The sequence below is a fragment of the Mitsuokella sp. AF21-1AC genome (assembly GCF_003458855.1).
Taxonomy (GTDB): domain Bacteria; phylum Bacillota; class Negativicutes; order Selenomonadales; family Selenomonadaceae; genus Mitsuokella.
Genome location: NZ_QRVW01000032.1, coordinates 1 through 26090, shown reverse-complemented (window position 1 = coordinate 26090; position 26090 = coordinate 1). Strand labels below are relative to the sequence as shown.

The 26090-nt window shown below is 59.1% G+C and carries 30 protein-coding genes; 5 read left to right on the top strand and 25 right to left on the bottom strand.

Annotated features, from left to right (window positions below; translation table 11 throughout):
- Positions 1-79: 79 nt before the first annotated feature.
- Positions 80-793, top strand: a complete 714-nt coding sequence (locus DWX75_RS10475) for an NAD(P)H-dependent oxidoreductase (RefSeq protein WP_118016265.1) — start codon at positions 80-82, stop codon at positions 791-793.
- Positions 794-1101: 308 nt separating this feature from the next.
- Here the strand turns inward: DWX75_RS10475 and DWX75_RS10470 are convergent, their stop codons facing one another.
- Entirely contained in the window at positions 1102-2280 is a 1179-nt protein-coding gene (locus tag DWX75_RS10470; RefSeq protein ID WP_118016264.1) for an iron-containing alcohol dehydrogenase, read from the bottom strand.
- A 304-nt stretch (positions 2281-2584) separates the two neighbouring features.
- Here DWX75_RS10470 and DWX75_RS10465 point away from each other — a divergent pair, with 304 nt between their 5' ends.
- From DWX75_RS10465 to DWX75_RS10455, 3 genes are all read left to right on the top strand, one after another.
- Positions 2585-3517, top strand: coding sequence for a LysR family transcriptional regulator (locus tag DWX75_RS10465; protein ID WP_118016263.1), 933 nt, complete (start codon positions 2585-2587; stop codon positions 3515-3517).
- A 151-nt stretch (positions 3518-3668) separates the two neighbouring features.
- Positions 3669-4865 carry an MFS transporter gene (locus DWX75_RS10460; protein ID WP_118016262.1) on the top strand — a complete coding sequence of 399 codons (1197 nt, stop codon included), beginning with the start codon at positions 3669-3671 and terminating at the stop codon, positions 4863-4865.
- Positions 4866-4868: 3 nt separating this feature from the next.
- Entirely contained in the window at positions 4869-5312 is a 444-nt protein-coding gene (locus tag DWX75_RS10455) for a MarR family winged helix-turn-helix transcriptional regulator (RefSeq protein WP_118016261.1), read from the top strand.
- A 90-nt stretch (positions 5313-5402) separates the two neighbouring features.
- Here the strand turns inward: DWX75_RS10455 and DWX75_RS10450 are convergent, their stop codons facing one another.
- Positions 5403-7028, bottom strand: coding sequence for a peptide chain release factor 3 (locus DWX75_RS10450; protein WP_118016260.1), 1626 nt, complete (start codon positions 7026-7028; stop codon positions 5403-5405).
- Between the two features lie 157 nt (positions 7029-7185).
- Here DWX75_RS10450 and DWX75_RS10445 point away from each other — a divergent pair, with 157 nt between their 5' ends.
- Positions 7186-9198, top strand: coding sequence for a molybdopterin-dependent oxidoreductase (locus tag DWX75_RS10445; RefSeq protein ID WP_118016259.1), 2013 nt, complete (start codon positions 7186-7188; stop codon positions 9196-9198).
- A gap of 100 nt (positions 9199-9298) precedes the next feature.
- Here DWX75_RS10445 and DWX75_RS10440 read toward each other — a convergent pair whose 3' ends face one another.
- The 23 genes from DWX75_RS10440 to DWX75_RS10335 all read right to left on the bottom strand — a co-directional run bounded on the left by DWX75_RS10440 (position 9299) and on the right by DWX75_RS10335 (position 25992).
- Positions 9299-9805: an 8-oxo-dGTP diphosphatase gene (locus DWX75_RS10440; RefSeq protein ID WP_118016258.1), complete on the bottom strand. Its 507-nt coding sequence runs from the start codon at positions 9803-9805 to the stop codon at positions 9299-9301.
- Positions 9802-10557, bottom strand: a complete 756-nt coding sequence (locus tag DWX75_RS10435) for an exodeoxyribonuclease III (RefSeq protein ID WP_118016257.1) — start codon at positions 10555-10557, stop codon at positions 9802-9804. Before DWX75_RS10435 ends, DWX75_RS10440 begins: the two co-directional genes overlap by 4 nt.
- Positions 10558-10572: 15 nt before the next feature.
- Complete coding sequence (lepB, locus tag DWX75_RS10430; RefSeq protein ID WP_118016256.1) at positions 10573-11094, bottom strand: signal peptidase I; 522 nt, start codon at positions 11092-11094, stop codon at positions 10573-10575.
- Between the two features lie 62 nt (positions 11095-11156).
- Entirely contained in the window at positions 11157-11498 is a 342-nt protein-coding gene (rplS, locus tag DWX75_RS10425) for a 50S ribosomal protein L19 (protein ID WP_118016255.1), read from the bottom strand.
- Between the two features lie 156 nt (positions 11499-11654).
- Complete coding sequence (gene aroB, locus DWX75_RS10420) at positions 11655-12746, bottom strand: 3-dehydroquinate synthase (protein ID WP_118016254.1); 1092 nt, start codon at positions 12744-12746, stop codon at positions 11655-11657.
- Positions 12739-13278: a shikimate kinase gene (locus DWX75_RS10415; RefSeq protein ID WP_118016253.1), complete on the bottom strand. Its 540-nt coding sequence runs from the start codon at positions 13276-13278 to the stop codon at positions 12739-12741. The genes aroB and DWX75_RS10415 overlap by 8 nt, the downstream gene beginning before the upstream one ends.
- Before the next feature lie 4 nt (positions 13279-13282).
- Positions 13283-14443, bottom strand: coding sequence for a chorismate synthase (gene aroC / locus DWX75_RS10410; protein WP_118016252.1), 1161 nt, complete (start codon positions 14441-14443; stop codon positions 13283-13285).
- Positions 14444-14615: 172 nt separating this feature from the next.
- Entirely contained in the window at positions 14616-15185 is a 570-nt protein-coding gene (pilO, locus tag DWX75_RS10405) for a type 4a pilus biogenesis protein PilO (RefSeq protein ID WP_158558796.1), read from the bottom strand.
- An 88-nt stretch (positions 15186-15273) separates the two neighbouring features.
- On the bottom strand, positions 15274-16560 hold the full coding sequence (locus DWX75_RS10400) for a PilN domain-containing protein (RefSeq protein WP_118016250.1): 1287 nt from the start codon (positions 16558-16560) through the stop codon (positions 15274-15276).
- Positions 16535-16951 carry a hypothetical protein gene (locus tag DWX75_RS10395; RefSeq protein WP_118016249.1) on the bottom strand — a complete coding sequence of 139 codons (417 nt, stop codon included), beginning with the start codon at positions 16949-16951 and terminating at the stop codon, positions 16535-16537. Before DWX75_RS10395 ends, DWX75_RS10400 begins: the two co-directional genes overlap by 26 nt.
- 23 nt (positions 16952-16974) lie before the next feature.
- Entirely contained in the window at positions 16975-17520 is a 546-nt protein-coding gene (locus DWX75_RS10390) for a hypothetical protein (RefSeq protein WP_147671593.1), read from the bottom strand.
- Complete coding sequence (locus DWX75_RS10385; RefSeq protein WP_147671590.1) at positions 17504-17917, bottom strand: hypothetical protein; 414 nt, start codon at positions 17915-17917, stop codon at positions 17504-17506. The genes DWX75_RS10390 and DWX75_RS10385 overlap by 17 nt, the downstream gene beginning before the upstream one ends.
- A gap of 34 nt (positions 17918-17951) precedes the next feature.
- Positions 17952-18452, bottom strand: coding sequence for a hypothetical protein (locus tag DWX75_RS10380; RefSeq protein ID WP_118016246.1), 501 nt, complete (start codon positions 18450-18452; stop codon positions 17952-17954).
- Complete coding sequence (locus DWX75_RS10375; protein WP_118016245.1) at positions 18425-18997, bottom strand: A24 family peptidase; 573 nt, start codon at positions 18995-18997, stop codon at positions 18425-18427. The genes DWX75_RS10380 and DWX75_RS10375 overlap by 28 nt, the downstream gene beginning before the upstream one ends.
- Complete coding sequence (locus tag DWX75_RS10370) at positions 18994-19425, bottom strand: competence type IV pilus major pilin ComGC (protein WP_158558795.1); 432 nt, start codon at positions 19423-19425, stop codon at positions 18994-18996. The genes DWX75_RS10375 and DWX75_RS10370 overlap by 4 nt, the downstream gene beginning before the upstream one ends.
- Positions 19426-19647: 222 nt before the next feature.
- Complete coding sequence (locus DWX75_RS10365) at positions 19648-20331, bottom strand: transporter substrate-binding domain-containing protein (RefSeq protein ID WP_118016243.1); 684 nt, start codon at positions 20329-20331, stop codon at positions 19648-19650.
- Positions 20332-20660: 329 nt separating this feature from the next.
- Complete coding sequence (locus tag DWX75_RS10360; RefSeq protein ID WP_118016242.1) at positions 20661-20876, bottom strand: (2Fe-2S)-binding protein; 216 nt, start codon at positions 20874-20876, stop codon at positions 20661-20663.
- Positions 20877-20911: 35 nt separating this feature from the next.
- Positions 20912-21697, bottom strand: a complete 786-nt coding sequence (locus tag DWX75_RS10355) for an acyloxyacyl hydrolase (RefSeq protein ID WP_118016241.1) — start codon at positions 21695-21697, stop codon at positions 20912-20914.
- Positions 21698-21803: 106 nt separating this feature from the next.
- The gene (locus DWX75_RS10350) at positions 21804-22979 is read right to left on the bottom strand and encodes an ABC transporter permease (RefSeq protein WP_118016240.1); all 1176 of its coding nucleotides are present in this window, start codon (positions 22977-22979) and stop codon (positions 21804-21806) included.
- Positions 22948-24171, bottom strand: a complete 1224-nt coding sequence (locus DWX75_RS10345; protein WP_118016239.1) for an ABC transporter permease — start codon at positions 24169-24171, stop codon at positions 22948-22950. Before DWX75_RS10345 ends, DWX75_RS10350 begins: the two co-directional genes overlap by 32 nt.
- Positions 24168-24752: an HlyD family secretion protein gene (locus DWX75_RS12150; RefSeq protein WP_199497597.1), complete on the bottom strand. Its 585-nt coding sequence runs from the start codon at positions 24750-24752 to the stop codon at positions 24168-24170. Before DWX75_RS12150 ends, DWX75_RS10345 begins: the two co-directional genes overlap by 4 nt.
- A 61-nt stretch (positions 24753-24813) precedes the next feature.
- Entirely contained in the window at positions 24814-25182 is a 369-nt protein-coding gene (locus DWX75_RS12145) for a biotin/lipoyl-binding protein (protein WP_199497596.1), read from the bottom strand.
- A 165-nt stretch (positions 25183-25347) separates the two neighbouring features.
- Positions 25348-25992 (bottom strand): TetR/AcrR family transcriptional regulator, encoded by a 645-nt coding sequence (locus DWX75_RS10335; protein ID WP_118016238.1) that lies wholly within the window; start codon positions 25990-25992, stop codon positions 25348-25350.
- Between the last annotated feature and the right edge of the window lie 98 nt (positions 25993-26090).

Genomic DNA, 26090 nt, shown 5'->3' with positions numbered 1-26090 from the left:
TGCGATTTTATTGTGCTTCAAAAAGCTGTAAACTGCTGTAATATCTAATAAACGAGATAAAAGAAAAGGGGCACGTGACATGAACGAAAACGCAATCATCGAAACAGTAGAGGTAGCGCAGCCAAAGCTGAGCCGCGAAGATTTGCTGCAGGTCCTGAAGTACCGTTATGCAACAAAGGCATGGAACAAAGACCGGAAAATCAGCGATGCGGACATGCAGACCATCTTAGAAGCGGCACGCCTCGCACCGACGTCATTCGGCTTTGAGCCGTGGAAAATCCTCGTCCTGCAGAACGAGGAAATCCGCCAGGCCATCCGGCCGTACGCTTGGGGTGCAGATGCCGCACTCCAGGACGCCAGCCATTTTCTGGTATTCCTGGCGCGGAAAAAAGCCGACATCACCTTCGGTTCACCCTACCTCGAGCACATCACGCACGACATCATGGAGCTGCCCGAACAGGCATACAACATGTTCAAGACGGCTTATACGGGATTCTGCCGCGACCAGCATAAGATCCTCGAATCCGAACGCTCGGCCTTCGACTGGTCGGCAAAGCAGGCCTATATCGTCATGGCCAACGTCCTCTTCGCAGCCGCCTACCTCGGCATCGACTCCTGCCCCATCGAGGGATTCACGAAGGACAAGGTCGAGACGGTTTTAGCCGATACCTATCATCTCTACGATCCCGAACACTTCGGTGTCGCCTGCATGACCGCTCTGGGCTACCGCGGCGAAACACCGCATCGCGACAAACGCCGCCGCCCGCTCGAAGAATCCGTCATCTGGAAATGAACTACAGGTTCGTCATCGAAGTCACACCACAACTCGAAAAAGGAGTTTCCGAAATGTGCAATCTGAGTGAAGGTATCCAGCCTGATACCGAGCAAGCCAGGTACCAAGTCTCAGCTCCTTCGCACATGCCAGGGCGTCCCCTCCGGGGAAGCTGGCAGCGCAGCTGCCTGAAGGGGGAACTGCTCTCATTCGCTGCGCTAATCAATGTAAATCGAACCAAAAACAAAAAGGCCGCCACACAAAGCGCGATGCTTCGTGCAGCGGTCTTATGTTCATTTGGAGAGTATGGGATAGACGGCAGAAGGCGATCAGAGCGTGGAGTCGACCCAGTCGCCTTCGTAGGCGCGGCGGTAGAGTTCGACGACTTCGTCCTTCGTGTACTTGCGCGGGCTTGTCAGGGCGCAGGCGTCCTTGAGTGCATTCTCGGCCATGAGTTCGAAATCTTGCGGCTGAACGCCGAGTTCCTTGAGCGTGCGCGGGATGCCGACCTCGCGGCTCAGGCGGCGGATGGCGTTGATGCCCTTGTCTGCGGCTTCGTTCGTGCTGAGGCCGTCGATGACCTCGCCCATCGCCTTAGCGATGTCGCGGAAGCGGTTGAGATTGCTGATGAGGTTGAATTCGCAGACGTACGGCAGCAGGATGGCGTTGCAGACGCCGTGCGGCAGGTTGTAGAAGCCGCCGAGCTGATGGGCCATGGCATGGACGTAGCCGAGGGAGGCGTTGTTGAAGGCGATGCCGGCGAGGTACTGGCCATAGGCCATCTTGTCACGGGCGTAGAGATAATCGCCGTTGGCAACGGCTTTCGGCAGGTATTTCTGGATCATGTTGATGGCCTGCAGAGCTGCAGCATCGGTCAGCGGGTTGGCGGCAGACGATACGTAAGCTTCGATGGCATGCGTCAGTGCGTCCATGCCCGTGGCAGCCGTGAGGCGCGGCGGCATGCCCTTCATGAGCGCAGGATCGTTGATGGCGATCTGCGGCGTGACGCGCCAGTCGAGGATGGCCATCTTGACTTTGCGGCGCGTGTCCGTGATGATGCAGAAACGCGTGATCTCGGAAGCCGTGCCGGCTGTCGTGTTGATAGCCATGAGCGGCACCATCTTGTTCTTTGAGATGTCGATGCCCTCGTAGTCGTAGATCTCGCCGCCATTGGCCGCAATGAGGCCGATGGCCTTGGCGCAGTCATGCGAGGAGCCGCCGCCCAGGGAGATGATGCAGTCGCATTTCTGTTCATTGAAGGCCTTGACGCCAGCGACAACGTTCTTATCCGTCGGGTTCGGCTCAGCGCCGCCGAAGATGTACGTCGGCAGGCCTTCTGCCTCGAGGATGTCCTTGACCTGCTCGGCCATGCCGGATTTGGCGAGGAAGGCGTCCGTGACGATCATCGGATGCGTGCCGTCGAGACTCTTCATGAGCTTGCCGGCTTCGTTGACGGCACCTTCACCAAAGACATTGCGGGTTGGCAGGAAATAATACGTTAACGACATGGAAAAGACCTCCTTGAATCATTCAGGCTCTTGATTGAGCTTGTTTTTATCTCGTTTTGATGTTTTTATTATAGTATGGAATTGACTATAAGTACAATACTAGATGTTTTATAAAATTGATAGGATATTTATGAATTCATTTTCTTGTTTTTCCTATGCAAAAAGGCGATGAATACTTATATTTTCCTTATTGTACAAGACTTTTCAACGATCTGTGACTTTGTTATAATAATAACATAAGCAATCGGAACTTATAAAATCAATAAGTTTTATCCTATATCTGTCCAAGGTGGAGGTTTTTGTCATGGAAATTCGTCATTTTCATTATATCCGGACCATTTACGAGACGGGTTCCATCTCGCGGGCGGCCCAGCAGCTCTACATCTCGCAGCCGTCGCTGTCGCAGCTCTTGAAGAGCGTCGAGAAGAAGGTCGGCGCGCCGCTTTTTGACCGCAGCACGCAGCCGCTGCGCCCGACGACGATTGGCAGGAAGTACCTCGCGGCCGCCAAACACATCATGGAGATCGATGCGGAGTTCCGCCAGTACGTCGAAGATGAGCTCGGCTGTGCGCAGGGCAATCTCATCGTCGGCAGTTCGCCGTTCCGCAGCACGTATTTCCTCGCGTCATTCCTGCCGCAGTTCCAGGCGCAGTACCCCGGCATCCGGCTGCAGCTGGCCGAGCACACGTCGAAGCGGCTCGAGGAGGCCGTGCTCTCCGGCGATGTCGATCTCATCATTGCGACGCAGCCCGTCGATACCGAGGCATTCTCGTGTGCGGAGCTCTACGCCGAGGAGATGATTCTCGTGCTGCCGGCTAATCATCCGCTCTCGAAGGCCTATGACCTGCCCCAGGACTGCCGCGGCAATCTGCCCGTGCTGCCCATCTCGCTGCTCAAGGATACGCCGTTCATCCAGATGCACAGCGAGCAGAAACTCCACCACCAGCTGCTTTCCATCTGCGAGGAAGGCGGCTTCACGCCCAAGATCTATTTGCAGACGCGCAGCATGGAGACGGCGCTGACGCTCGCGAGCGCCGGCCTCGGCGCGACGCTGATGCCGATGACGCTCCTGCGCGCCTTCCACCCGCAGACACCGCCGTGCTTTGCGGCACTGCCCATGCGCCCGTGCCGCCACGCGCTCGTCGCCTGGCGCAAGAAGGCATATCTCTCACATGCCGCCCGCGCCTTCATCGATTCGCTCGTCGATTACTGCCGTGACAAGGGTGACGATTTATGAGGAAGCAGGAATAAGTATCTGCGCCGCCGCGCAGCTTTTGACAAAGGCTGCGCGATGGCGTATACTAAAAAGCATCCTCTTAATAAACTAGTTAATTTAACCAGTTGATTAACCAGTTGAGTTCATGTGCAAAAAGGAGCTGATATTGTTTATGACAAATGAAACACTTTGGTCCAGGAATTTTATCGCTTTGGTCACGGCCAATGGCCTGCTGTTCGCGGGCTTCCACGTCCTGCTGCCAACCCTCCCGCTCTACGTGGCGGGTCTCGGAGCCTCCGGCTCGGAAATTGGCCTGATTGCCGGCATTTTCGGTTATTCCGCCATCTTCATCCGCCTGTTCACGGACACGGGCGTGCGTGCCTTCGGCAAGAAGAAGTGTCTGTATGCAGGGCTTCTGCTCTCGCTGCTGGCCACGGTCGGCTATGCCTGCTTTGACTCGATTCATGCCATCATCGCCGCCCGCATCATTCACGGCTTCGGCTTTGGCCTAAGCACGACGTTTGCCGCAGCGCTCGTGGCCGACGTCATCCCCGCTTCACGGCGCGGCGAGGGCATCGGCTATTTCGGTCTCGGCAGCACGATTGCGATGGCCCTGGCCCCTGCCTTCGGCCTGATGCTGCTGTCGGATATCAGTGCCACTATGCTGTTCGCCGTCTCCGGACTGGCTTCGCTGCTGGCCCTGTTTGCTGCCCGCGCGGACCGCATGGCAGAAAAAAAGCCGGAACTCCCGCTGCCGGCCGTGCATCTCTCATTCCGCAACCGCATCTATGAGCCGGGCACGGGCATCCCGTCGGTTCTGACGGTCCTTTTTGGCGCAGCCTATGGCAGCGTCAACACATTCATCGCGATGATGGCCGCCGAAGCCGGGATTGAGAGCGCCGGCCTGTTCTTCATCGTCGGGACTTGCTTCATCTTTATCTCGCGTCCTTTTGGCGGACGCCTGCTGGACCGCCGTGGTGCCTTTGCCGTCGTAATCCCGGGGGCTCTGCTCTACAGTGCAGCTCTTGGCCTGATCCTCATGGCGGACAGCCTCTCCCTGCTGCTCGGGGCCTCTGTCCTCTACGGCCTCGGTGCCGGTCTGCTGCTGCCGGCACTCATGACCTGGATGCTCAATGCCGTGCGCGCTGACCGCCGCAGTGCAGCCAGCGCCACCTTCTACAATATGCTCGATATTGGCACGAGCACAGGCATCCTCGTGCTCGGCAGCCTGGCCGGCAGCGTCGGCTACATCGCCATGTATCAATACGTACTTGCCATCATGGGCGTGTTCCTCGTGTTCGGCATCGTACAGCACCGTTTTGCCGCGTCCGCACCGCAGGCAGAAGGAATCGAAGAAGCAGAGGAGTAATTCATGGATACGCATATTTGGCAGGAAAATGACACCGACCGCCTGATGCATCAGATTCATCAGACGATGCGCCTGTTCGCCAAGACCCTGAACCAGGAAATTGCACGATCCGGCATTTACAGTTCCGAATGGACGGTCCTGAACCTGATTCACCACCGCGGGGAATGCGCCCAGGCGGAGCTCAGCCCGTATCTCGGCATCGAGCCGGCGGCCATCTCAAAGACGCTGGTGAAGATGGAAGAAAAGGGCGTGATTACCCGGGTGTTCCGCAATGAGCCGCGAGGCAAATTCGTCCGGCTGACCGAAAAGGGCGAAACGCTCTTCACCCGCCTGCAGAGTCTCGTGGCCAGTCACCGACATCAGGCCCTGCAGGGGCTCTCAGCGGAAGACTGCCATCAGCTTTATACGCTGATGCATCGAATCCAGGAAAACCTGCAGCAGGAATAACGCATATAAAAATGGCCCCGGCCGGGAACAGGAAAATCTGTCCCAGCGGGGGCCATTTGCTTTCGGAAGAATGATTGACAGGAAGCCTGCTCAGGCTTCCTTGCGGTCGAATGGCACATGGTTGAGCAGGAGGTCGGGGTTGTTGTCCATGATCCAGCCGAGCGCCCATTCGTTGCTGACGAGCAGCACGGGATTGCCCTTGCGGTCATAGACGAACATGCCGCGGTCAGCGCCCTTGAGCGAAGCCGGCGTGACCTCGCGGCCGTCTTCGTAGGCGAGCCAGCGCGCGACCTCGTACGGCTGCATGTTCATCGTGATGTCGACGTTGTACTCGTTCTTGAGGCGGTACTCGAGGACTTCGAACTGCAGCGTGCCGACCGTGCCGACGATGTACGATTCCATGCCGGCGCCGGCCTGCTGGAAGAGCTGGATGGCACCTTCCTGCGTGAGCTGCTCGATGCCCTTGACGAACTGCTTGCGCTTCATCGTGTCCTTGGCCTGCACGCGCGCGAATTTCTCGGGCGGGAAGACCGGGAAGTCGGCGTATTTAAACTTGTGGCTCTCGTCGCAGATCGTGTCGCCGATGCCGAAGATGCCCGGATCAAAGAGGCCGACGATATCGCCAGGGTAAGCCGTGTCGATGATCTGGCGGTCCTGTGCGAGGAACTGCTGCGGCTGGGCGAGCTTGATGAGCTTGCCCGAGCGCTCGTGCCAGACGCTCATGTTGCGCTCGAATTTGCCCGAACAGATGCGGATGAAGGCCAGACGGTCGCGGTGCGCCGGGTTCATGTTGGCCTGAATCTTGAAAACGAAGCCCGAGAATTTCTCATCGTCCGGCGCGATGAGACCGTCGCTCGACATGCGCGGCTGCGGCGTCGGCGCCATGCGGATATAGCCTTCGAGGAAGTCCTGCACGCCGAAGTTCGTCATGGCCGAGCCGAAGAACATCGGCGTGAGCTCGCCGGCGTTGACCTTCTCCATGTCGAATTCCTCACCGGCTTCGTCGAGAAGCTCGATATCGTCCTTGAGGGCCTGCCACGTCTCCTCGCCCACGCGCTCGATGACGGCCGGGTCATCCGGCTCGTAGACATCGGCGATGCGCGCTTCCTGGCCGTGCGTCGTGTCGGCGGCAAAGAGCAGCACCTTGTCGTTGCGGCGGTCGTAGACGCCCATGTACTGACCGTCCTGGCCGATTGGCCAGTTCATCGGGTAGGAGCGGATGCCGAGCACGTTCTCGATCTCATCCATGATGTCGATCGGCAGCTTACCGTAATGGTCGAGCTTGTTGATGAACGTGAAAATGGGGATGCCGCGCTGCTTGCAGACCTTGAAAAGCTTCTTCGTCTGAGCCTCGACGCCCTTGGCGACGTCGATGACCATGACGGCGCTGTCGACGGCCATGAGCGTGCGGTACGTATCCTCCGAGAAGTCCTGATGGCCCGGCGTGTCGAGGATGTTGATGCGGCAGCCGTCATAGTCGAACTGCAGCACCGACGAGGTGACGGAGATACCGCGCTGCTTCTCGATTTCCATCCAGTCAGACACGGCATGACGCTGCGTCTTGCGCGACTTGATGGAACCGGCCAGATGGATGGCACCGCCGTAGAGCAGGAGCTTTTCCGTCAGCGTCGTCTTACCGGCATCCGGGTGCGAGATGATCGCAAACGTGCGGCGCTTCTTGATTTCCTTATCGAGTTCTTCGGTTAATGCGGACAAGATTCTTTTCCTCCCAGTATATGTGAATGATACATGTCAAGTTGCACTGCTTACCATTCTATCATAGAGCCTTCTCCTACTGCAATCCCCAATTTCCCCGCATCTGCTGCTATGGTATAATGAAGACAGTACATCATCTGCCCACAGGAGGATTCCCATGACCGAAATCAAACCTTCCGTCTGTCCCTACGACTGCCCCGACTGCTGCGGGCTGCTCATCACCGTCGAGGACGGCAAGGCCGTCCGCGTCGCGGGCGACCCCGAGCACGCCTTCACGCGCGGTACGCTCTGCCCGAAGATGGCCCATTACGAACGTACGGTCCACTCCGCCAAGCGCATCATGACGCCGCTAAAGCGCACGGGCAGAAAGGGCGAGGGATGCTTTGCTCCCATCAGCTGGGATGAGGCCATTGAAGAGATTGCCGGGCATTGGCAGTCCATCATCAAAGAATACGGCGCCGAGGCTATTTTGCCCTACTCCTACGCCGGCACGATGGGCACGATTGGCTACAGCGCCGGCCATGCCCTCTTCTACGCACTCGGCGCCACGAGTCTTGACCGCACCATCTGCGCACCGGCCAAGAGCCGCGGCTACCGCGATGTCATGGGCGCAACGCTGCCGACCGCCCCGCAGGAAGCCCAGCACAGCGATATGATCATCCTCTGGAGCATCAGCATGCTCGCGACCGACATACACTTCCGTCACGACATCGAGATTGCCCGCAGGAATGGCGCCAAGGTTTACTGCATCGACACCTACCGCACGAGGACCGCCGACTACGCCGACGCCTTCCTCTGCCCGCGCCCCGGCACCGACGGTGCACTCGCGCTTGCCGTCCTCCGCGTGCTCGTGCGCGACGGCCTCGCCGACCGCACCTTCCTCAAGGAGTACGTGCAGGGAGCGGACGAACTCGAGCAAAAGATCCTGCCGCGCTACACCCCCGAAGCCGCCGCAGCTATCACCGGCGTCCCCGCCGCGGATATCCGCGCCTTCGCCCATGCCTACGGCAATGCCCGCGCCCCCTTCATCCGCCTCGGCAGCGGCCAGTCCCGCTACGTCAACGGCGCCATGACCTCGCGCCTCATCACCTGCCTGCCCGCCTTCGTCGGCGCCTACGCCAAGAAAGGCGGCGGCCTCTTGACCTCCGCCTCCGGCAGTCACGCCTTCGACAAGAACATCGTCCGCCGCCCCGACCTCGAGCAGGCCGGCGTGCGCCACATCAACATGTGCGAGCTTGGCCGCGCGCTCAACGACACAGACCTGACGCCACCTGTCAAGGCACTCTACATCTATTCCTCCAACCCCGCCTGCACCGCCCCCGACCAGAACCAGGTCCTGCGCGGCCTCCAGCGCGAAGACCTCTTCACCGTCGTCCACGAGCGCTTCCTCACGGACACTGCCCGCTACGCCGACATCGTCCTGCCCGCCACCACCTCCCTCGAGAGCGAAGACCTCTACTATTCCTACGGTCACTACACCATCCAGCGCGCCAGAGCCGTCATCCCGCCCGTCGGCGAGAGCAAAAGCAACTGGCAGGCCGCCTGCCTGCTGGCCAGGGCCATGCACCTTCAGGACCCCATCTTCCAGAAGACGGAAGAAGACCTTGTCGAAGCACTCATCGACTCCATCAGCAAAGCCTGGCCCCTGCCCCTTACCAGCGAAGAATTCCAGCGGTTAAGAGACTGCCGCCCCGTCGACCTGCCGCTGCCCGAAGGTTACAAGCTCCGCTTCGCCACCCCTTCCGGCAAGATCGAGATTGAAAACCCCGTCTGCCAGCCGCCCCTGCCCGACTACTTGCCCCCCCACCGGGACAGCGAGCCCTTCCACCTCATCAACGCCCCCGACATGCGCGTCCTCGACAGCTCCTTCAACGAACGCGACGAGCTCACACGCGGCAGCATCATGACACTCCTCATCCATCCAGACGATGCCGCCGCGCGCGGCCTCCAGGACGGCGACCCCGTCCGCGCCCGCAACAGGCGCGGCCACGCCCACTTCACCCTGAAGCTCTCCAACCGCGTCAGGCGCGGCACCCTCGTTACTGAAGGCGTCTGGTGGCAGGCCTACACCCAAGACGGCAACACCAACCGCCTGACCTCCATGCGCCTCACCGACAAAGACGGCGGCAGCACCTTCTACGACATCAGCGTCGACATCGAAAAAGCCTGATGCTACACGGGGCAAACAAAAAACCGGCACGAGACATACGCACTCGTACCGGTTTTTCTATCCAGTCTTATCTCTGAGTCTATGGCTGTTCTCCGCCAGCTTAAAAGGCCTTTCCATTCAGTGCCTTTTCCACCAGCGTGTCCCCGACATACCGGAGTTTCAAGGAGAACACCGCCTCCTGCTTCTCCATCAGCCGAAAGAAGATTTTGTCGCCTTCCCAGACGGGTAAATCATAAACGGCGTCTTTGTCCACCCATTCGAGCGTCCCCTCGCGGCAGGCGTCGCGGCCGATGAAGTCGCCGTGAAAGCGGTCGGCCGTGTAGAGGAACATGTACTCCGTCTGCCACTTGTCCGACATGAATGTGATGATGCCGCGCAGGGCAAAGCGGTCGAGCGTGAGGCCAGTCTCCTCGCGCACCTCGCGCAGGAGGCATTCTTCGGGCGTCTCATCGGGCTCGAAATGGCCGCCGACACCGACCCATTTATCGTGGTTGATGTCGTGCTCCTTCTTGACGCGGTGCATCATGAGGTACTTGCCGTCCTGCTCGAGGTAGCAGAGCGTCGTCAAATTCGTCTTCTTGTGACCTTTCTCCTGCGCCGCCGTCATAGCTTGAGCTCCAGTCCGACCGGGCAGTGATCGCTGCCGAAGATCTCGTTGTGGATCGTGGCATCGACGATGCAATCGCGCAGCCTCGACGAGGCGACGAAGTAGTCGATGCGCCAGCCGGCATTCGTGTCGCGCGCCTTGCGCAGATACGACCACCAGGTGTAGATGCCCGTGCGCTCCGGGTAAAGCGTGCGGAACGTATCGAGGAAGCCCGCAGCGAGGAGCTCCGTGAATTTGCCGCGCTCTTCATCAGTGAAGCCGGCATTGTGATGATTCGTCTTCGGGTTCTTGAGGTCGATTTCCGTATGGGCGACATTGAGGTCGCCGCAGACGATGACGGGCTTTTTCGCGTCGAGTCCCGTGAGATAGGCACGGAAGGCGTCCTCCCACTCCATGCGGTAGGCGAGGCGCTCGAGACCGCGCTTGGAATTCGGCGTGTAGACCGTCACGAAATAGCAGTCGGGGAATTCGAGCGTGATGACGCGGCCCTCGTGGTCGTGTTCCTCGATGCCGAGGCCATACGTCACCGCAAGCGGCTCGAGGCGCGAGAATACGGCCGTGCCCGAGTAGCCCTTGCGTTCAGCGCTGTTCCAGTACTGGCGGTAGCCCGGCAGGTCGAGGATGGCCTGATCCGGCTGCATCTTCGTCTCCTGCAGCGCAAAGACATCGGCGTCGAGTTTCACGAAGGATTCCATGAAGCCTTTTTTGAGGCAGGCCCGCAGGCCGTTGACATTCCAGGAAATGAGTTTCATGTCACAGACCTCCCGTCAAGGCAGCGTCTTGAAGGCGTCGAGTGGCCAGAAGACGAGCACGGCCTTGCCCTTGATGAGCTTGTAGGGAACGAAGCCGACGTCAGCGAAGCGGCTGTCCTCTGAGTTGTTGCGGTTATCGCCCATGACGAAGACCGTTCCCTCCGGTACAGTCGCCTTCGGATATTCGCTGCGGGTCTTCTCGAGGATGTAGTCTTCCTCGAGCATCTGGTCGTTGACGTAGACGCGGCCGCCCTTGATCTCGATGGTGTCGCCCGGCGTCGCGATGACGCGCTTGATGAAGTCACGGCTCGTGTCGCGCGGATACTGGAAGACCAGGATCTCGCCCTTCTTCGGCGCGCGGAAGTCGTAAATGAACTTATTGACGACCAGGCGCTCCTGCGACTGCAGCGTCGGGCGCATGGACGGGCCGTCGACGATGTAGAGCTCGACGACGAACTGGCGGATGATGAAGGCCAGGACCACGGCAATGACGATGGATATGATCCAATCCTTTGCCTCTTCTCCCAAAGAACTCATGTATTTTCCTCCTCTGATAAAACAAATAGGGACTGCCAAAGCAGTCCCTATCCGTACGCAGATTAGCGTTTCTCTTTGATACGAGCAGCTTTACCCGTAAGGTTGCGCAGATAATAGAGTTTTGCACGACGGACGATACCCTTGCGGACAACGTCGATCTTCTCGATGCGCGGGGAATGTACCGGGAACATACGCTCAACGCCGATGCCGTAGGAAATGCGGCGGACCGTGAACGTCTCACGGACACCCGTACCCTGACGAGCAATGACGACACCCTCGAACATCTGGATACGCTCGCGGGAACCCTCGACAATCTTCGCATGAACGCGAACCGTATCGCCAGGTGCGAACTCCGGGATATCCGAACGGAGCTGTTCTTTCTCTAACGTCTCGATGATATTCATTCTTTTTCCTCCTTATGTCAGACGTTCATGGCAAGCAGCAGGCTCACTCAGAGGACCGCCCATATACTCAAATAGCATATCATAAAAGGAGCCGCCTTTCAACTGGAAATTTTATTTTTTTGCAGCCGGGGCGTGGCGGATGCCGGCAAGCGTAAATCAGGCGTGGATGCGTGCGGCCATCGCGGCCTTGACGATATCAGCCGGCACGTCGTTGCGGCAGCTCACGCGGCCGATTTCATCGACGAGGACCCAGTTGACTTTGCCGTTGATGGTCTTCTTGTCATGGAAAATGTCCTTGTACATGCCTTCGACCGTGCAGCCCTCGGCCTGCACCGGCAGGTGCAGCTTCTCGATAAGCGCCTGGATGCGCGCCACACAGGACGCGGGGATCATGCCAAGGCGCGCACTGATGTCGGCGGCGCCGACCATGCCGATGGCCACAGCCTCGCCGTGATTGTAGCGGATGTAGTTCGTTTCCTTCTCGATGGCATGCGCCATGGTGTGACCGAAATTCAGGATGCGGCGCAGGCCTGTCTCTTTCTCATCCTCAGAGACGACGGCGGCCTTGATCTCGCAGGAACGCGCAATCATGTGGACTGCGGCCTCGGGCTCAAGTGCCAGCACATCCCCGCTGTGCTGCTCGAGGAAGGAGAAAAAGTCCGCATCATAGATGATGCCGTATTTGATGATTTCGCCAAGGCCCGTATAAATCTCGCGCTTCGGCAGCGATTTCATCAGCGAAAGATCCATGATAACGGCGCGTGGCTGATAGAACGCGCCGATGAGGTTCTTGCCGAGCGCGTGGTTGACGGCGACCTTGCCGCCGACGCTCGAGTCGACCTGGGCGAGCAGGCTCGTCGGCAGCTGTACGAATGGCACGCCGCGCATGTACGTCGACGCGATGAAGCCCGCGAGGTCGCCGACCACGCCGCCGCCGAGCGCAAAGATCGGCGATTTGCGGTCGAGGCCCTGCTCGATGGCTTTCGTGTAGAGCGTCTCGGCCATGGCAAGGCTCTTGGAGCTCTCTCCTGCGGAGATGGTCGCGAGGCAGACGGAAAGCCCGGCTTCCTCGAGGCATTTCTTGACGGCTTCGCCGTAGAGCGGCCCGACATTGCTGTCCGTCACGAGCATCGCCTGACGTGAAAACCCTTCCTGCTGCACGAACGGCACCAGGACTTCCTTCAAGATATCGTATCCTATGTATATCGTATAACTGGCCTTGCCAAGCTCGACTTCCACCTTACGCATGGCTGCCGCCCCCTATCTTCTCATGTTTGATTTGCCGGATGATCTCGTCGACGACTTCGCGCGGCGTGCGCGTGCTCGTGTCGACGTAAAAGTCCGCGACTTCGTATAGCCTACGCCGCTCCGCGAGCAGCGAAGCGATAGCCTGACGGCGGTCCCCCTGGTCCTCGCTGTCGAGCACCGGGCGCGTGCCGTGGCTGGCCGTGCGTGCAAGGATCGTATCGATGTCGGCCTTGAGGCAGACGATGATGCCGCCTTCGTGCAGGGCCGCCATGTTCGCGGGATCCTTGACCGTGCCGCCGCCCGTCGAAATGACGGTGTTGCGGCGGCCGGCCGTCTTCTCAACCATCGCGTGCTCGCAGGCGCGGAAATACGCTTCGCCCTTCTGCTGGAACATCACGGGAATCGTCATGCCGTATTCCTCTTCAATGGCCCGGTCGAGGTCGATGAATGCGGCCCCCAGCCGCTTGGCGAGCAGCTTGCCCGTACTCGTCTTGCCCGTCCCCATGAAGCCGATCAGCACAATGTTTTTCATCGCGTCACCAGTCCTTCCGGATGCGTTCCGCATAAGAGGCCAGTGCAGCCTTGAGATCCACCATAGCATCGGAACCGAATTTCTCGCAGATGGCCTGCGCCATGACGAAGGCCGTCATGGCCTCGCCGACGACAGAGGCTGCCGGCACGGCGCACGTGTCGCTGCGCTCCTTGCAGGCCAGCACTTCCTGGCGGCTCTCGATGTCGACCGAGTGCAGCGGCTTCATGAGCGTCGGGATGGGCTTCATGACGGCGCGCACGACGACGTCCTCGCCATTCGTCATGCCGCCTTCGAGGCCGCCGGCGCGGTTTGTCTTGCGGCAGGGATTGCCCTCTGCATCGAGGAACACCTCATCGTGAATCTGGCTGCCCGGCAACAGGCCGCAGGTGAAGCCCGCGCCGATCTCGACGCCCTTGATGGCCTGGATGGACATCAACGCGCCTGCGAGTCTGCCGTCGAGGCGGCGGTCCCACTGGATGTGGCTGCCGAGGCCTGCAGGCAGGCCGCGCACCGTTACCTCAAAGATGCCGCCGAGCGTGTCGCCCGCCTTCCTGGCCTCATCGATTTTCTCCTTCATCTTGGCTTCAGCTTCGGGATCGTAGCAGTTGAGCTCCGAATCATGTGCCTTGCCGAGCTGGCTGCGGTCAATTTTCTTGGGGTCAACGGAAACACCGCCGAGCGTCACGACCTGGGAAACGACCTCGACACCGAGCGCGCGCAGGAATTCCTTGCAGACGGCGCCGACGGCGACACGCATCGTCGTCTCGCGCGCACTCGATCGCTCGAGGATGTCGCGCACATCGTGGCGGTTGTACTTCTTGATACCCGTCAGATCGGCATGGCCGGGACGCGCTGCCGTGACCTTCGGGCCTTCCGGCTCGCCGAAGGCCGCCATGCGTCCGCCCCAGTTGGCAAAATCGCGGTTGACGACCTGCAGCGTGATGGGACCGCCGAGCGTCTCACCGAAGCGCACGCCCGAAAGCACCCGGATCTTGTCTGTCTCGATCTTCATGCGGCCGCCGCGGCCATAGCCCTGCTGACGGCGGGCCAGATCGCGGTTGATAGCTTCTTCATCAAGCTTCAGCCCGGCTGGCAGACCTTCCAGGATGGCGGTCAGGCACGGGCCGTGCGACTCACCGGCTGTCATAAAACGTAATGTTGTCATATTTTCCACCTCACGTTAATTCCAAAAACGTTATTTCTAGTTTAAAGTATCTTTCCTGATAAATCAAGCACTCATAAAAGATACAATTGTCATATAAAGAAAGACTTTTACCAAAAGAAAAAGACATCCCCGACAGTTTCCTGCTGTTAGGGATGTCGAATCTGCCCGCCTGTCAGGCAGGCATGGCATAGGCGCGCAGCTCCAGTTTGCAGACGAGACGCCCGCCATCACCGGATTCCAGCTGGATACCCGCAACCTTCAGGAAGCGCGCCGCATGGCGCAGATCCCGCAGGAGGTCGAGCAGCGAGAAGTAGTCGGCTTCGCAGGCAATCTGCAGGGGCAGCACGAGCAGCCCGCCCTCCTGATACGCCTCAGCCGGCAGAACGCGCTGCAGGGATACGTGGTGCAGCAAAGCGAGCTGCTGGATTTCGTGAAGCAATTGCCCCTGCTGCAGCTCCCGTGGCAGCTGCGCCTCGGCGCGGGCCACGTGCTGCGCGAGCTCCTGCTCATACGCCTTGCGGTCCGGATGTGCATTCTTGAAGTTCACGACGGCCACAACCTCGCGGCGGACCTCTGCCGTCTCGGCCTCTGCCGCCTGCGTATACGCCCGCAACGGACAGTGCACCAGGAAATAAAAAAGGATGACCGCGAGCAGGCTGAATGCTGTCGTGGCGGCAAAGAGCCGCATCTCAGTCGACGTGTGCCACTGCTCCCGCACATGCTGCCAGACACGCTGCAACATGTGCTCCTCCTGCTCCGGCTTCATATCGAATCGCCCATCCCGTTTTTCCTCCTCCATGACTCCATGTCTCAGATTCCCCACGAAGGTCTCATGGCGCGTTCAGCACCAGATGAAAGTGGATTTCCCCCCTGCCGCTCCCCTCCTGCCGCTCGGCTTTCTCCAGGAGCGGCGTGCCAAACGGCAGGGACTCCTGTCGGAATGCTTCCATATATTCAGAAAGTGCCGCATAGGTCAGGGCCGTGCCGGAAAGCTCCAGCGAATGGTCCCTGCCAGGCTTCACATCCTGCAGCCAGATGCCTTCGACTGTGAGCGGCGGACTGCCGAGATACAGCAGGAGACTGTACCAGGGCACGGCATCTTTGCTGAGCTGCCGCAGCGCCGTATTGCGCGCCGCCGTCCCCTGCCGCGCCGCTTCGAGCACCTGCATGGCCTTGCGGTCAAGCGTCAGCGCCAGAAGCTGCTTCTGCGCATCCTGCAGGCTTTCGCATGCCTGCCAGGCACGGATACCGAGGAAACCGCCCCAGGCGAGAAGCAGCATGAGGGTCAGGGCTGCAGCAGCCGCGGCCAGTCGCCGCCAGGCCAGCTGCGGTCCCTGCCCGCCCGCCTGCGGGAATACCCCGAGCACGAAGGGCGTGGGACGGCCAAGGCCCCACAGCGCCGCCCCCACAGCTCCGTTCACACCCGGGATATCCTGCTCCCTCAGCCCCGCACTGCCCTCAGGCAGCATCTCCTGCAGGATGAGATCGTCGGCAGACATGTCGGTCAGTCCCTCGGGAATACCCATGACCCAGCCGCATATGCGAAGGCCTTCCATTCTGCCCTGCTGCTCAAGATGCGCCACATCGGCGCGCGGCACGCCCAGGGCAAAAGCTCTGCCTTCCTCCGGCAGATGCCAGCTCAGGCAAAAGTCCTCGGCCGCCAGTCCTTCCTCCATGAGCCGTCCGTCGACTTCCCAGTATGCCGCTTCCCGGCACTCGGCCTGTGTCATCTGCCGCGGCAGGTCGAGCAGAAAGCAGCGCAGCTTGTCGGCGGATAAACAGCAGACGATTTTCTCCTGCTGCCAGCCCTGGCGTGCAAGCCCCATGAGGATGCCAGCCAGCACATCCTGCACTGCCGCATCGCCGCTTTCAGGCGCCCATGGCGAAGCCGGAATGCCGTCAGCGTCCTGTCCTGATGGCTGCCATTTTTCCTGCGCCAGGTGCAGCAAACGCACCATTTCGCCCTGGCGCTCGGCCAGCGCATAATAGATGGTGTCCTGCTGGCAGCAGATGCCGACGCGGCGCCGGTCTTCCTCGTGCAGCAGGCGGCTGAGCCTCCCCGGCATGCCGCAAAGCTGATGATGCCACCGGTCAAGGTATCCGGCCAAGCCAAACATAGCCACCCTCCTTTTCCACCAGAATGCCCCGGACCGCCCGATGACGCTGCCACCTTGCATCGTGCTGCTCATGCGCGACAGCCGTGAGCTCGATGTATCCTGCAGCCTGTCTGCCCGCCACACGCAATATCAGCGGCCCAAAGGCCGTGAGCCTCTCCTCCTCATAGAGATGTGCGGGATTGTTCCGCTGCAGGGCCGCAGGGTCGCGGCAGGCTTCCTGTGCCACGCGCTCAAGAGCTCCTGCCGCGGCAAGGTCGAGCTGTACTTCCCGCTGGTATTCGGCCGTCATCTGCCGGCTGTTCCCGGCAAAGAGCAGACAGGAAAGGCCAAGGACGGTCAGCACGAGCATCAGAGCAAGCGCCAGGAAAGAGGCCATGCCCTGTTCACGCATACGGACAACACTCCTGTGTTCATTCATCCGGCAGGCTCCTTTCCTTCCTTTGCCTCAGGCAGCAGCACGCGCGTCGACAGGGCGTAGCGGTGGCCCGTCACGCGGCTGCGTCCAGCGAGACGCAATTCGTAGAGGCCACGGCCGACCGGTTCACAGGTAAACGCTTCGATCTCGACCGCAGCCAGACTGTAATTGCCGGTAAGCGGCTGGCTCACGTCGCGCCAGACGAGTTTCCGGATGCCGTTGACCTTATGGACCCAGTAAACCGTCTGGACGGGCTTCGGTTTGCCAGAAGCCTTCGGCAGCTGATGCTGGTAGAATACGACTCCCGTTTTCGTGGCATACGGCTGGATCTCATAAGCCAGTTCGGCATCCTGAACGACGCGGCGAAAGGCCATCTGGACCTCCTGATGAAGCTCGGCATCGGCCCAGAACCGGAAGGCACTGTGAACGCCCGTGCAGAGCAGCAGACCGAGTGCCATCATCATCACGGCCAGCACGGGCACGGACAGCAGGCAGTCAAGGAGCAGGAAGCCATGCGCAGATGATTGGTTACCCCGTTGTTTCATGCTCATACCACTCCCATTCCAGCTGCAGCGAAGCAGTTCTGCCTCCAGTATGGCCCGGCCAGCTCACCACGACATCAGCCCGCCAGCCGTCGGATCCTTCAGTCACGCGGACTTCGGCTTCAACGGCAAATTCCACCCCTTCGCGCACCGGAGCCTCCTCGCCGAGCCAGCCGTATGCCCCCGGCGCGAGGCGTCCCTCCCGTGAGAGCGCCGCGAGTTCCGCGAATTCCTGCTTGGCCAGGTATACGGCGGCCACACGTAGCATATTCTCCCGTTCAAGAGCAGCACTCTGGTGATAGACGGCCAGCGCAGACGCCGAAGCCATCAGGATGCCCGCAAGCACGAGGAGCTCGAGCAGGAAGAACCCCGCTTCTCCCTTCCGATGCCGGATTTTCACCCGCTTCACCCCGCCTTTCATCTGACTGGCACGCTCAGCCGACACGGTCCAGCCGGCAGCGGCCGCTGAGACTCATCACAATCTGCCGGTCCCGCGTACAGCCCTCCATGCGCAGCCGCAGCGAAAACGGCAGGTCGACGGTCCCCTCTTTGCCAAAGTACACCGGGCGGCTCATCGTCATGGTGCTTATCATCGTCATGCCCCTGGGAAATGAATGGCTCCTGACGACCTGCCGCCGTCCGCGCATGACGGAATATCCTGTGCGGCTGAAGCGCAGCGAGGGGACGTATTCCTCGCGCTGCGGCATCATGCCGTCAGGCCACGAAGCTGTGCTGTGCGACAGGGCCTGCACGTAGCGGATCGTGTGCAGGAGCTGCACGGCCTCGTACTCCAGCACGGCTTCCCGGTACATGCGCACGGCCTGAGGCACGGCCAGCAGCGCGAAGGCGGCGATGACCGCAGCTGCGATCACACCCTCGATCAGCAGAAAGCCCGGCGAGCAGCGCTTCAGAAGCAGCTTTGATAAGCCTGCCACAGCTCCACCCCCTTCACATAGCCGACATAACCGCCAAGGGACAGAAACGGCCCGAACGGCAGGCACTGCCGGCGGCTGGCACGCCCCGCGGCAATCAGGCAGCAGGCGGCAAAGGCACCAGCCACGAAAGCCGTCAGCAGAGCTGCGAGCAGGGATCGCCAGCCCAGCCACAGGCCGAGTACCATGACGTATTTGACATCGCCAAGGCCCAGTCCGCCATGCGAGAGCCAGCGGATGGAGAGCAGCAGGAAGCCGCCGAGCAGGCAGCCGAGCACGGCATCGGCAAACGGCACGGTCGCACCGAGGGTGAGAAACAGCAAAGCCAGAAGTGCCAGCACGAGATTGCCGCGGTCCGGCAGGAAGCCCGTGCGGCTGTCCAGCCAGCCCATCACCGTCAGGCCGAGCACAAAAGCCAGCCCGCCCGCAAGCCGCCAGCCCGCAAGCCCGAAGGCTAGCAGGCCGGCCCAGGCAAGGGTCGTCACGCCACACAGCCCCCTCCAGCTGCATTCCGTCGTCAGCATCCAGTCCTCAGCAAAATCCTTCATGATTGATTCCCGCTGCCGGTGCTCTTCCGCTCGCCAAACGCTGACAAGGTCTTGCCGTCACAAAGAGCGCGCATTTCCTCCCCGTCTCCTGCTTTCCCGATCGAATAGGCGGCGTTATCCGAAAGTGTCGTCAGCTCACCATTGACCAGACATTGTCCCGTCGGCGGCTTGAGGTTTTTGGCATCGACAATGTAATCATCCAAGGCGCTCAAATCTCCGGACGTCGGGAAAACACCTTTCTCCAGCGCATAGACGCCCATGGCCGTCTCAATCGTCGAGAGATCTGCCTGGATTTTTGCCGTATTGGCCTTGGCCACGGCCGAATGAAACTTCGGCACCGCAATGGCCGCCAGCACGGCGACAATCCCCACGGCAATCAGCATGCCGAGCAGTGAGAAACCCGCTTCCTGCCTCTTGTTTTGTGACATCAAAAAAACCTCCTCCACATCAGAACACAAATCCTCACACTTCAGGGGCCTTGTGATGTGTATTCTACGTCCAGTGGACATTCTCCTGCTCAATTATGAGAAATTTTTAATTTTTATTGCGATTATCATAAAATATCAGGAGTAGAATAAAAATATTAAAGCATGTAAATAAAAAGCACCCGCTTATCAGGTGCAAATTACAACGAATATTTTATAATACGTTCACTCACCGTGCACACAAGAAGGATGTGCAGCAAGATACGCGTTAATGCGGCGCAGCAAGCCATTCTGACCACGTGCCAGCAGCACGGCAAAGCCCTCATGCGTAAAGGGCTGCGTCAAAAGCGGCGCACAGAGGCGCGGGTCCCTTGCGGCATGGTAGGCGGCTTCGACCGTTTCTGTCATCATGACATCGGCCTCTCCCGCGACAATGCGGGCGGGGATCTCGCCGTTCTGCTCATGGCAGATCCATGCAGCGTGTGTCAGGAATCGCCGCACGAACGCTTCATTCGTGCCGCCCGGATTGAACATCACGCGCACCGACGGCCGGTCCAGGCCACCAAGACTCCGATAGCGGCCGGCATCTTCACTGCGGCAGAGAATGGTCTTGCCCGTCTGACGGTACACCTCGGACACAAGGAACGTTTGCCGCCGTTCGCGTGTCGACGAAATGCCGCCGATCGCCGCCTCGAATGCTCCGGCTGTCAGCTCCTCATGCAGGTGCGGCCAGCTCGTCGCCACGAATGCCACCCGGAAGCCCAGATCTCTTCCAAGCCGCTTCATCCACTCGATGTCAAGTCCTTCGTACTGCCCATCGGGACGCAGCCACGTAAACGGACGGTAATCCCCCGTCGTCCCGACGCGCAAGACCGTCTGCTGTTCCCTGCGCAAAACCGTTATTCCCATATTTATCTCCTTTTTCCGATGAGCCCGCAGGCAGGCAAAGCAAAAGCCGCTTAATCTGTTTCGACTAAGCGGCTATTTGCCTTGTGTTTGATTTTCCATGTACTCTCACCGCATGGAACCATTAGTGGCCCATCGGACTCGCCTCCTTGCTGACTCACCCGTATGTGCAAGTGCTCGCAAGAGGTAAGAAGTCATTCCGTTTTCTCTATGGCTTTCTTCCCTTTGCTTGATTATATTGTAGCAAAATTGTGTAATGTTGTCAAGAGTTTCGGTGAACAATCTGTCATTTTCTGTAATGCCTGTTCGCAGGCAATAGGCATTGCGAAGGCTCATGACTTCTCCTGCTTTGGCAGGCCGTAATCCTCCGGATAGCGCTGGATATCCTCGACCATGTGCGTGATGAAGTCCCGGCATTTGCCGCAACCCGTGCTGCAGGTCGTGCGCGCGGACACTTCTTCGAACGTCTTCGCACCGGCTGCGACAGCATCGACAATCTCGCCGTACGTGACACGGCGGCAGTGGCAGGCAATCTTTTCTCGTTTCATGTTCCCTCGCTCCTTTTCTCCTGAACGCTATCCCGTTAGAAATTATGCGTGAATCCCAAGGAGAATCCGACGCCGTTATAGCCCGGGTTATGGCTGCTGAAGCCGTTGGATGAATGATGGAAGAGATACGCGAGGCTGATGGCATCGCGGTCCGTGTAATGATATGTCAGCCGCGGCCCGATGCGCCAGAGAAAGCCGAACGCGCGGCCATTGCCCGGATGGGCGTGATTGTAGGCAAGGACGCTGCCCGTGCCGTCAATGGAGGCATCGAGCTTGCCGGAGATGTGGCGGGTCCAGCGCAGCATATACGACGGACCAAAGCCGACGGCCTCGGCATCGCGATAGATATTGTCTTCCGTCGTTGAACCGAGCGCGCGCTCCAGCGTCAGGCCGTAATGCAGGGACAAGGCGCCGAGCGTCTTGTACTGATGGTAGATGTGGATATTGTAGAGATTGACATCGCGTTTTTCGAAGAAGCGGGCATCGAGGTACTCAAGCTGAACTTCGATGTTGTTCCGTGACGGATGTGCCGCTGACTCGGACTTTGCCGTCTTTTCCGCAGATGAATCTTTGACCGGCTCGATACCGTTCTTTGCCGCCCGCGAAGGTTCCTTCCCGGCCTTGTCCTGCCGGGAAGTCATTTGCTTCGGCATCTCCGTGAGGGTCTTCTCCTCTTCGGTCGCGGCCGGAGCAGCCGCTGCGGGTGCCTCAGCCGCAGGAACGGCCTGCACAGGAGCTGCCGCCTGTGCAGAGGCTGCGGGCAGCGGCAAAGCCAGCAGACAAGCCGCCAGTGAATAAACGGGAACAGATTGTATTTTCATGATTAATGCGCCATCCTTTGCCTTGATTTCAAGTTCGGGGTTCTTGTCTTGATGTTAATATTCGAGCCTGCGGCGTTTTCTCCTGCTTTTCCACCTCCTCTGTTCCTCAGATTTGCTGCGTGGCCTGCTGACGGTAATGGCGGATCTTATGCGCAAAGAGCCAGCCGCCAAGCGGCAGGCAAATGAGCGCGATGATCAGAAGCGCCCCGATATCATGCCAGAGGTGCGGCGAATAACCGGCCAGGAAGAGCTCGCGGACGGTATTCGAGAAGAAGGAGAGCGGAAATGCATCCGCGACATACTGCATCGCAGTTGGCATGGCCTCATGCGGCCAGGTGTAACCCGAAAAAATGAAGGCGACAACCGGATACATGATGATGCCGCGCACGAATTTCATCTCCTTGTGAAAGCAGGCGGAGAAGAGCACGACGAAGCTCATGGCCGCCAGGATAAACGTGCTCGCGAGCAGCAGGAGCTCCCGCAGCGGTGCGTGGAGCGGAATGCCCATGAGATTCTGCACGAGGAAGACGACAAGCAGATATGACAGCATGGAGAGAAGCCAGAAGTATACGACCTTGGCGAGCAGCAGCAGCCAGGGCGAGCCGTGTACTGCACCATCCTGTGTTCCCGCCATCAGCGCTTCGTATTCATTTGTGATGGATGCACCGACCGCAAAGAAAATCCCCTGCTGAAAGGCGACCATTGCGAGGCCCAGCAGGAAGAAGAACATGTAGCCCTGCGTCATGTTGTGCAGGACACGCAGGTGCGGTGTCACCGGATTGATGACATGCCGGACTGTCTCGACCTCAGCCCCTGTGCGCAGTGCCACGCGCTCCGTGGCCAGACGGTTCGAGAAATCCGCAAGGATGTCCGACACGGCCGAACTCGTGATGTTCGTCAGGATGATGTTCGCACCGTTGGCCATGTAGAGGACATCGGAAAAACTGCCCGTCTTGATCTTTTTTGAGAAATCCCGCGGAATCTCGATGGCGGCATACGCGCGCTTCTCCTGCAGCGCCTCGCGCATTTCCTCTTCCGATGTGACGTAATCCGTGACATACAGGCTGTCACTGCTCTCAAGCGCCGTCAGCAGCTGGCGCGAAAGATGCGAGTTTTCCTGATCGAGCACGACGCATGGGACGTCCGTGACGATATTCGGGATGTAGAGCAGGCCGAAGACGATCAGATACGCCACGGCCGCACCGAACAGGAAGACGAGGCGCCGCGGATCGTGCAGCGACAGCAGCACTTCACGCTTCAGGGCGAGCAGGAATGCTTTCATCGCGCTTCTCCCCCTTTCCTCCCAAAAATCTCACGCGCAGTGCGAAAATGGCAGCGGACAGTATCTGACACCCCAGTCCTCCGACGAACATGATGCGCACGTTGCGCCAGAGATCCGGCGAACTGCCACTCAGCAGGATATCGCGCAGGGTGTCGCCCGCATACGTCATGGGCATGAGCATGCCAATGGCAGAGGCCACGTCGCTCATGTCAAATGCCGGCCACGAAAGCCCGCTGTAGAGCAGCCCCGGCATGATGTAGACCATCGGGGCCTGCAGCGAGAGCACGCGCGTCGGGCAGAAGACCGAAAAGACGTGCAGGACGCTGCTGACAAAAAACAGGAAGGCCCCGGCCATGAGTATGGCATCGGCCCAGCTGCCGCGCATCGGCACGGCAAAGCCGTAAACGACGACGTTCAGGGAAAGAATAAAGCTCACGAGCCCCAGGCACCAGTAAGGCAGTGTCTTGCCAAGCGAGATGAGCAGCGGATTCGTGCCGCGCCATCGGCGCCTGAAGAACTCCGTCACCATCGCAGGAGCTATCGTCAGCATGATACCAATCTGAAGGCCGTTCATCATGAGACCGGAAAGCATGAAGGAACTGTAGCCATTCGCCGGATTGCCGAGGATGCGGACCCCCATGTGCACGGGGTAAGCCGCATGGATGGCATCATCGGGCAGCAGGCTCAAACTCTCGAGCAGGCTCTTGCTGACCGCAACCGAAAAGGAACGGCTGATTTCCTGCGAGGCACTCAGCGCCGCATTGCCGAACATGTTGTTCGTCGAATCCACCATGATGAGGATGTCGCTGCCGAGTCCCGACTTGATATCCTTGTCGAAATCCTTCGGAATGCCTAGGGCCATCTTGGCCTGGCCGCTCTCGATGACTTCCTGCATCTCCTCTTCACTGGCCGCCTGCGCGACATAGGTGAAGCGGTCAGCGTCGGCATAGGCCTGGATCAGCGAACGGCTGAGCTTGGACTGATCCTCATCGTAAACAACGAAAGGAATGTTGTTGACAACATTCTCGCGGTAAATGAAGCCGAAAATCAACGAAAAGGCCAGCGGCATCGCAAAGATGATGATGGCGACCGGCGGGCGTCCATGTATCAGGTAATGCCATTCATCGCAGACAATCGCCCAGAATTTCTGCCAGACGGCCGTGTGCTGCCCGGAATCATGTTTGCCATTCATTCGCCATCACCAGCCAGACGGAAGCGCATGCCCGGCCACAGGGCATCGGAATTGACCTGGATCTTGACGTTGAAGCTGACGATATCGCTGGCATCACCGCGTTCGCTCGTAGCGCGCTGCGTCGCGAATTCCGCCTTCTTGCTGATATCCGTCACCGTGCCCGTCACCTTTGTCTTGTTGTCGCGGCCAATCAGGGTCACCTGCTGACCCAAGTGGAAATCCGAGAGCTGCGTCTCGGGAATCTTGATGTCCACCCAGTTATCAGACGTATCTTGTACAGACACGAGCGGCGTGCCGTTCGAAATCATCGAGCCTTCCTCGACGTACTTCTCCGTGATGACGCCGTCAAATGGAGCCTTGATTTCCGTCTCATCGAGCGAAACCTCCACGTCCTGCAGAGAAGCCTCGGCCTGTGCGAGCTTGGCGGCCAGTGCCTTCTCGTTCTCCTTGCTGACATCCGTTTGCAGGAGGCCGGCATTCGACTGGCTCACCGCACCCTGTGCCTGCTCGTAGGCAGCCTGCGCGGTCTTGTACTTCGTATCGTACTGGTCGAATGTCTGCTGTGAGACAGCCCCCTGCACCAGAAGATCGGCATAGCGGTCATGGTCGGCCTTCGCGAGCGCCAGGTCTGCCCGTGCACGGTCAGCTGCGGACTGCGCCTGCGAGAGGGGCAGACTGCGTGGAGCCCTGCTGCATGTTCGTCGTCACGGCAGCCTGTGACTGCTGAGCCCGCACGGCCTCGATGCTCGCCTCAAGCTCCGCCTTCTGTGCCTCGAGGCTGCGCTTATCGATGCGCGCGATGACCTGCCCGGCCTCCACCGTGTCGCCTTCCTTGACGAGCAGCTCGACCACACGGCCGGCCACCTTGGAATTCACATCGATTTCCTTGGCATCAGCCCTGCCCCAGGTCGTTTCTGAAGCAGTTTTCCCGAGGCCGCAGCCGACGCAGGAAAGAAGCATCAGCAGGCTGAGCAATACGGCCATCGCCTTGTGGCAAACCGTATACCTCATACCCACCCCTTGATGCACCGGCTTTCTCATCCAAATCGTATTCATATTCATCACTCCTGTCCGCATCCTTTTCTTCAAGCGTATTCACTTCATCTATTAATTGAACACGTTCAAATAAAAGGCAAAAAGAAGAGCGGAAGACTTCCGCATCTGCCAGCCTCTGTTTCAGATAGTCAGCGGTTCTTCTACGAGTTCCTGTGCGATATTGCTCCAAAGATTCTCTTGCTGCTTCATTCGCGCAATAGTCGCTTCCACTTCTGCTTCAGGAACCTCGAAGAGCTGCAGAGCCATATCGATAACCTCAGCCCGTGCTGCATCGTCATCGATGGGATTATCGAAGTAGAATGCCGTGATGCAGGCCCCCATTGCCCCCTTGATCAGCACGGCCTTGTGACGGTATTCTTCTTCCGTAAAGCGCGTGCCGAACAATTGCTGTGCATACCTGGCAAATAATTCAGCCATCTTCTCGAAGATGACGCGCGAATGATAGCACTCATAATAAATCTCACAGATCCTGGCATCATCGCGCATCTTCGTGAGCTCTACTTCGCAGATCACGGCATATTTAAAAGCTGGCGTCTCATCGCCGCAGCAGGCATCGATTTTCTCGATGCAGTGATGAATGATGGATGCCAGCATCTCGGCGAAAATCGCTTCCTTGTTCTGGTAAAAATGATAGATGCTGCCCGTGAGAATACCAGAATGCTGAACGATATTCCGGATGGTCGTCTTCTTGTACCCCTGTGTGACGAGCAAGTCCTTCGCGGTCGCCAGTATCTTCTGGCGGATCTGTTTGCTGTGTTCTCTCATGAATATCCCCCTCTATCGGATTCCAATTCCCCTAGTATATATTGAACGTGTTCAATATTATTGTGCGCCGATTAGGCATGACAAAACCCCCAGTTCAA

Excerpts from the sequence above, each read along its gene's own strand:
- DWX75_RS10475 (WP_118016265.1), top strand. The coding sequence starts at position 80 with ATGAACGAAAACGCAATCATCGAAACAGTAGAGGTAGCGCAGCCAAAG.
- DWX75_RS10470 (WP_118016264.1), bottom strand. The coding sequence starts at position 2,280 with ATGTCGTTAACGTATTATTTCCTGCCAACCCGCAATGTCTTTGGTGAA.
- DWX75_RS10465 (WP_118016263.1), top strand. The coding sequence starts at position 2,585 with ATGGAAATTCGTCATTTTCATTATATCCGGACCATTTACGAGACGGGT.
- DWX75_RS10460 (WP_118016262.1), top strand. The coding sequence starts at position 3,669 with ATGACAAATGAAACACTTTGGTCCAGGAATTTTATCGCTTTGGTCACG.
- DWX75_RS10455 (WP_118016261.1), top strand. The coding sequence starts at position 4,869 with ATGGATACGCATATTTGGCAGGAAAATGACACCGACCGCCTGATGCAT.
- DWX75_RS10445 (WP_118016259.1), top strand. The coding sequence starts at position 7,186 with ATGACCGAAATCAAACCTTCCGTCTGTCCCTACGACTGCCCCGACTGC.
- DWX75_RS10440 (WP_118016258.1), bottom strand. The coding sequence starts at position 9,805 with ATGACGGCGGCGCAGGAGAAAGGTCACAAGAAGACGAATTTGACGACG.
- DWX75_RS10435 (WP_118016257.1), bottom strand. The coding sequence starts at position 10,557 with ATGAAACTCATTTCCTGGAATGTCAACGGCCTGCGGGCCTGCCTCAAA.
- lepB (WP_118016256.1), bottom strand. The coding sequence starts at position 11,094 with ATGAGTTCTTTGGGAGAAGAGGCAAAGGATTGGATCATATCCATCGTC.
- rplS (WP_118016255.1), bottom strand. The coding sequence starts at position 11,498 with ATGAATATCATCGAGACGTTAGAGAAAGAACAGCTCCGTTCGGATATC.
- aroB (WP_118016254.1), bottom strand. The coding sequence starts at position 12,746 with ATGCGTAAGGTGGAAGTCGAGCTTGGCAAGGCCAGTTATACGATATAC.
- DWX75_RS10415 (WP_118016253.1), bottom strand. The coding sequence starts at position 13,278 with ATGAAAAACATTGTGCTGATCGGCTTCATGGGGACGGGCAAGACGAGT.
- aroC (WP_118016252.1), bottom strand. The coding sequence starts at position 14,443 with ATGACAACATTACGTTTTATGACAGCCGGTGAGTCGCACGGCCCGTGC.
- pilO (WP_158558796.1), bottom strand. The coding sequence starts at position 15,185 with ATGTTGCAGCGTGTCTGGCAGCATGTGCGGGAGCAGTGGCACACGTCG.
- DWX75_RS10400 (WP_118016250.1), bottom strand. The coding sequence starts at position 16,560 with ATGTTTGGCTTGGCCGGATACCTTGACCGGTGGCATCATCAGCTTTGC.
- DWX75_RS10395 (WP_118016249.1), bottom strand. The coding sequence starts at position 16,951 with ATGCGTGAACAGGGCATGGCCTCTTTCCTGGCGCTTGCTCTGATGCTC.
- DWX75_RS10390 (WP_147671593.1), bottom strand. The coding sequence starts at position 17,520 with ATGAAACAACGGGGTAACCAATCATCTGCGCATGGCTTCCTGCTCCTT.
- DWX75_RS10375 (WP_118016245.1), bottom strand. The coding sequence starts at position 18,997 with ATGAAGGATTTTGCTGAGGACTGGATGCTGACGACGGAATGCAGCTGG.
- DWX75_RS10370 (WP_158558795.1), bottom strand. The coding sequence starts at position 19,425 with ATGTCACAAAACAAGAGGCAGGAAGCGGGTTTCTCACTGCTCGGCATG.
- DWX75_RS10365 (WP_118016243.1), bottom strand. The coding sequence starts at position 20,331 with ATGGGAATAACGGTTTTGCGCAGGGAACAGCAGACGGTCTTGCGCGTC.
- DWX75_RS10360 (WP_118016242.1), bottom strand. The coding sequence starts at position 20,876 with ATGAAACGAGAAAAGATTGCCTGCCACTGCCGCCGTGTCACGTACGGC.
- DWX75_RS10355 (WP_118016241.1), bottom strand. The coding sequence starts at position 21,697 with ATGAAAATACAATCTGTTCCCGTTTATTCACTGGCGGCTTGTCTGCTG.
- DWX75_RS10350 (WP_118016240.1), bottom strand. The coding sequence starts at position 22,979 with ATGAAAGCATTCCTGCTCGCCCTGAAGCGTGAAGTGCTGCTGTCGCTG.
- DWX75_RS10345 (WP_118016239.1), bottom strand. The coding sequence starts at position 24,171 with ATGAATGGCAAACATGATTCCGGGCAGCACACGGCCGTCTGGCAGAAA.
- DWX75_RS12145 (WP_199497596.1), bottom strand. The coding sequence starts at position 25,182 with ATGAGGTATACGGTTTGCCACAAGGCGATGGCCGTATTGCTCAGCCTG.
- DWX75_RS10335 (WP_118016238.1), bottom strand. The coding sequence starts at position 25,992 with ATGAGAGAACACAGCAAACAGATCCGCCAGAAGATACTGGCGACCGCG.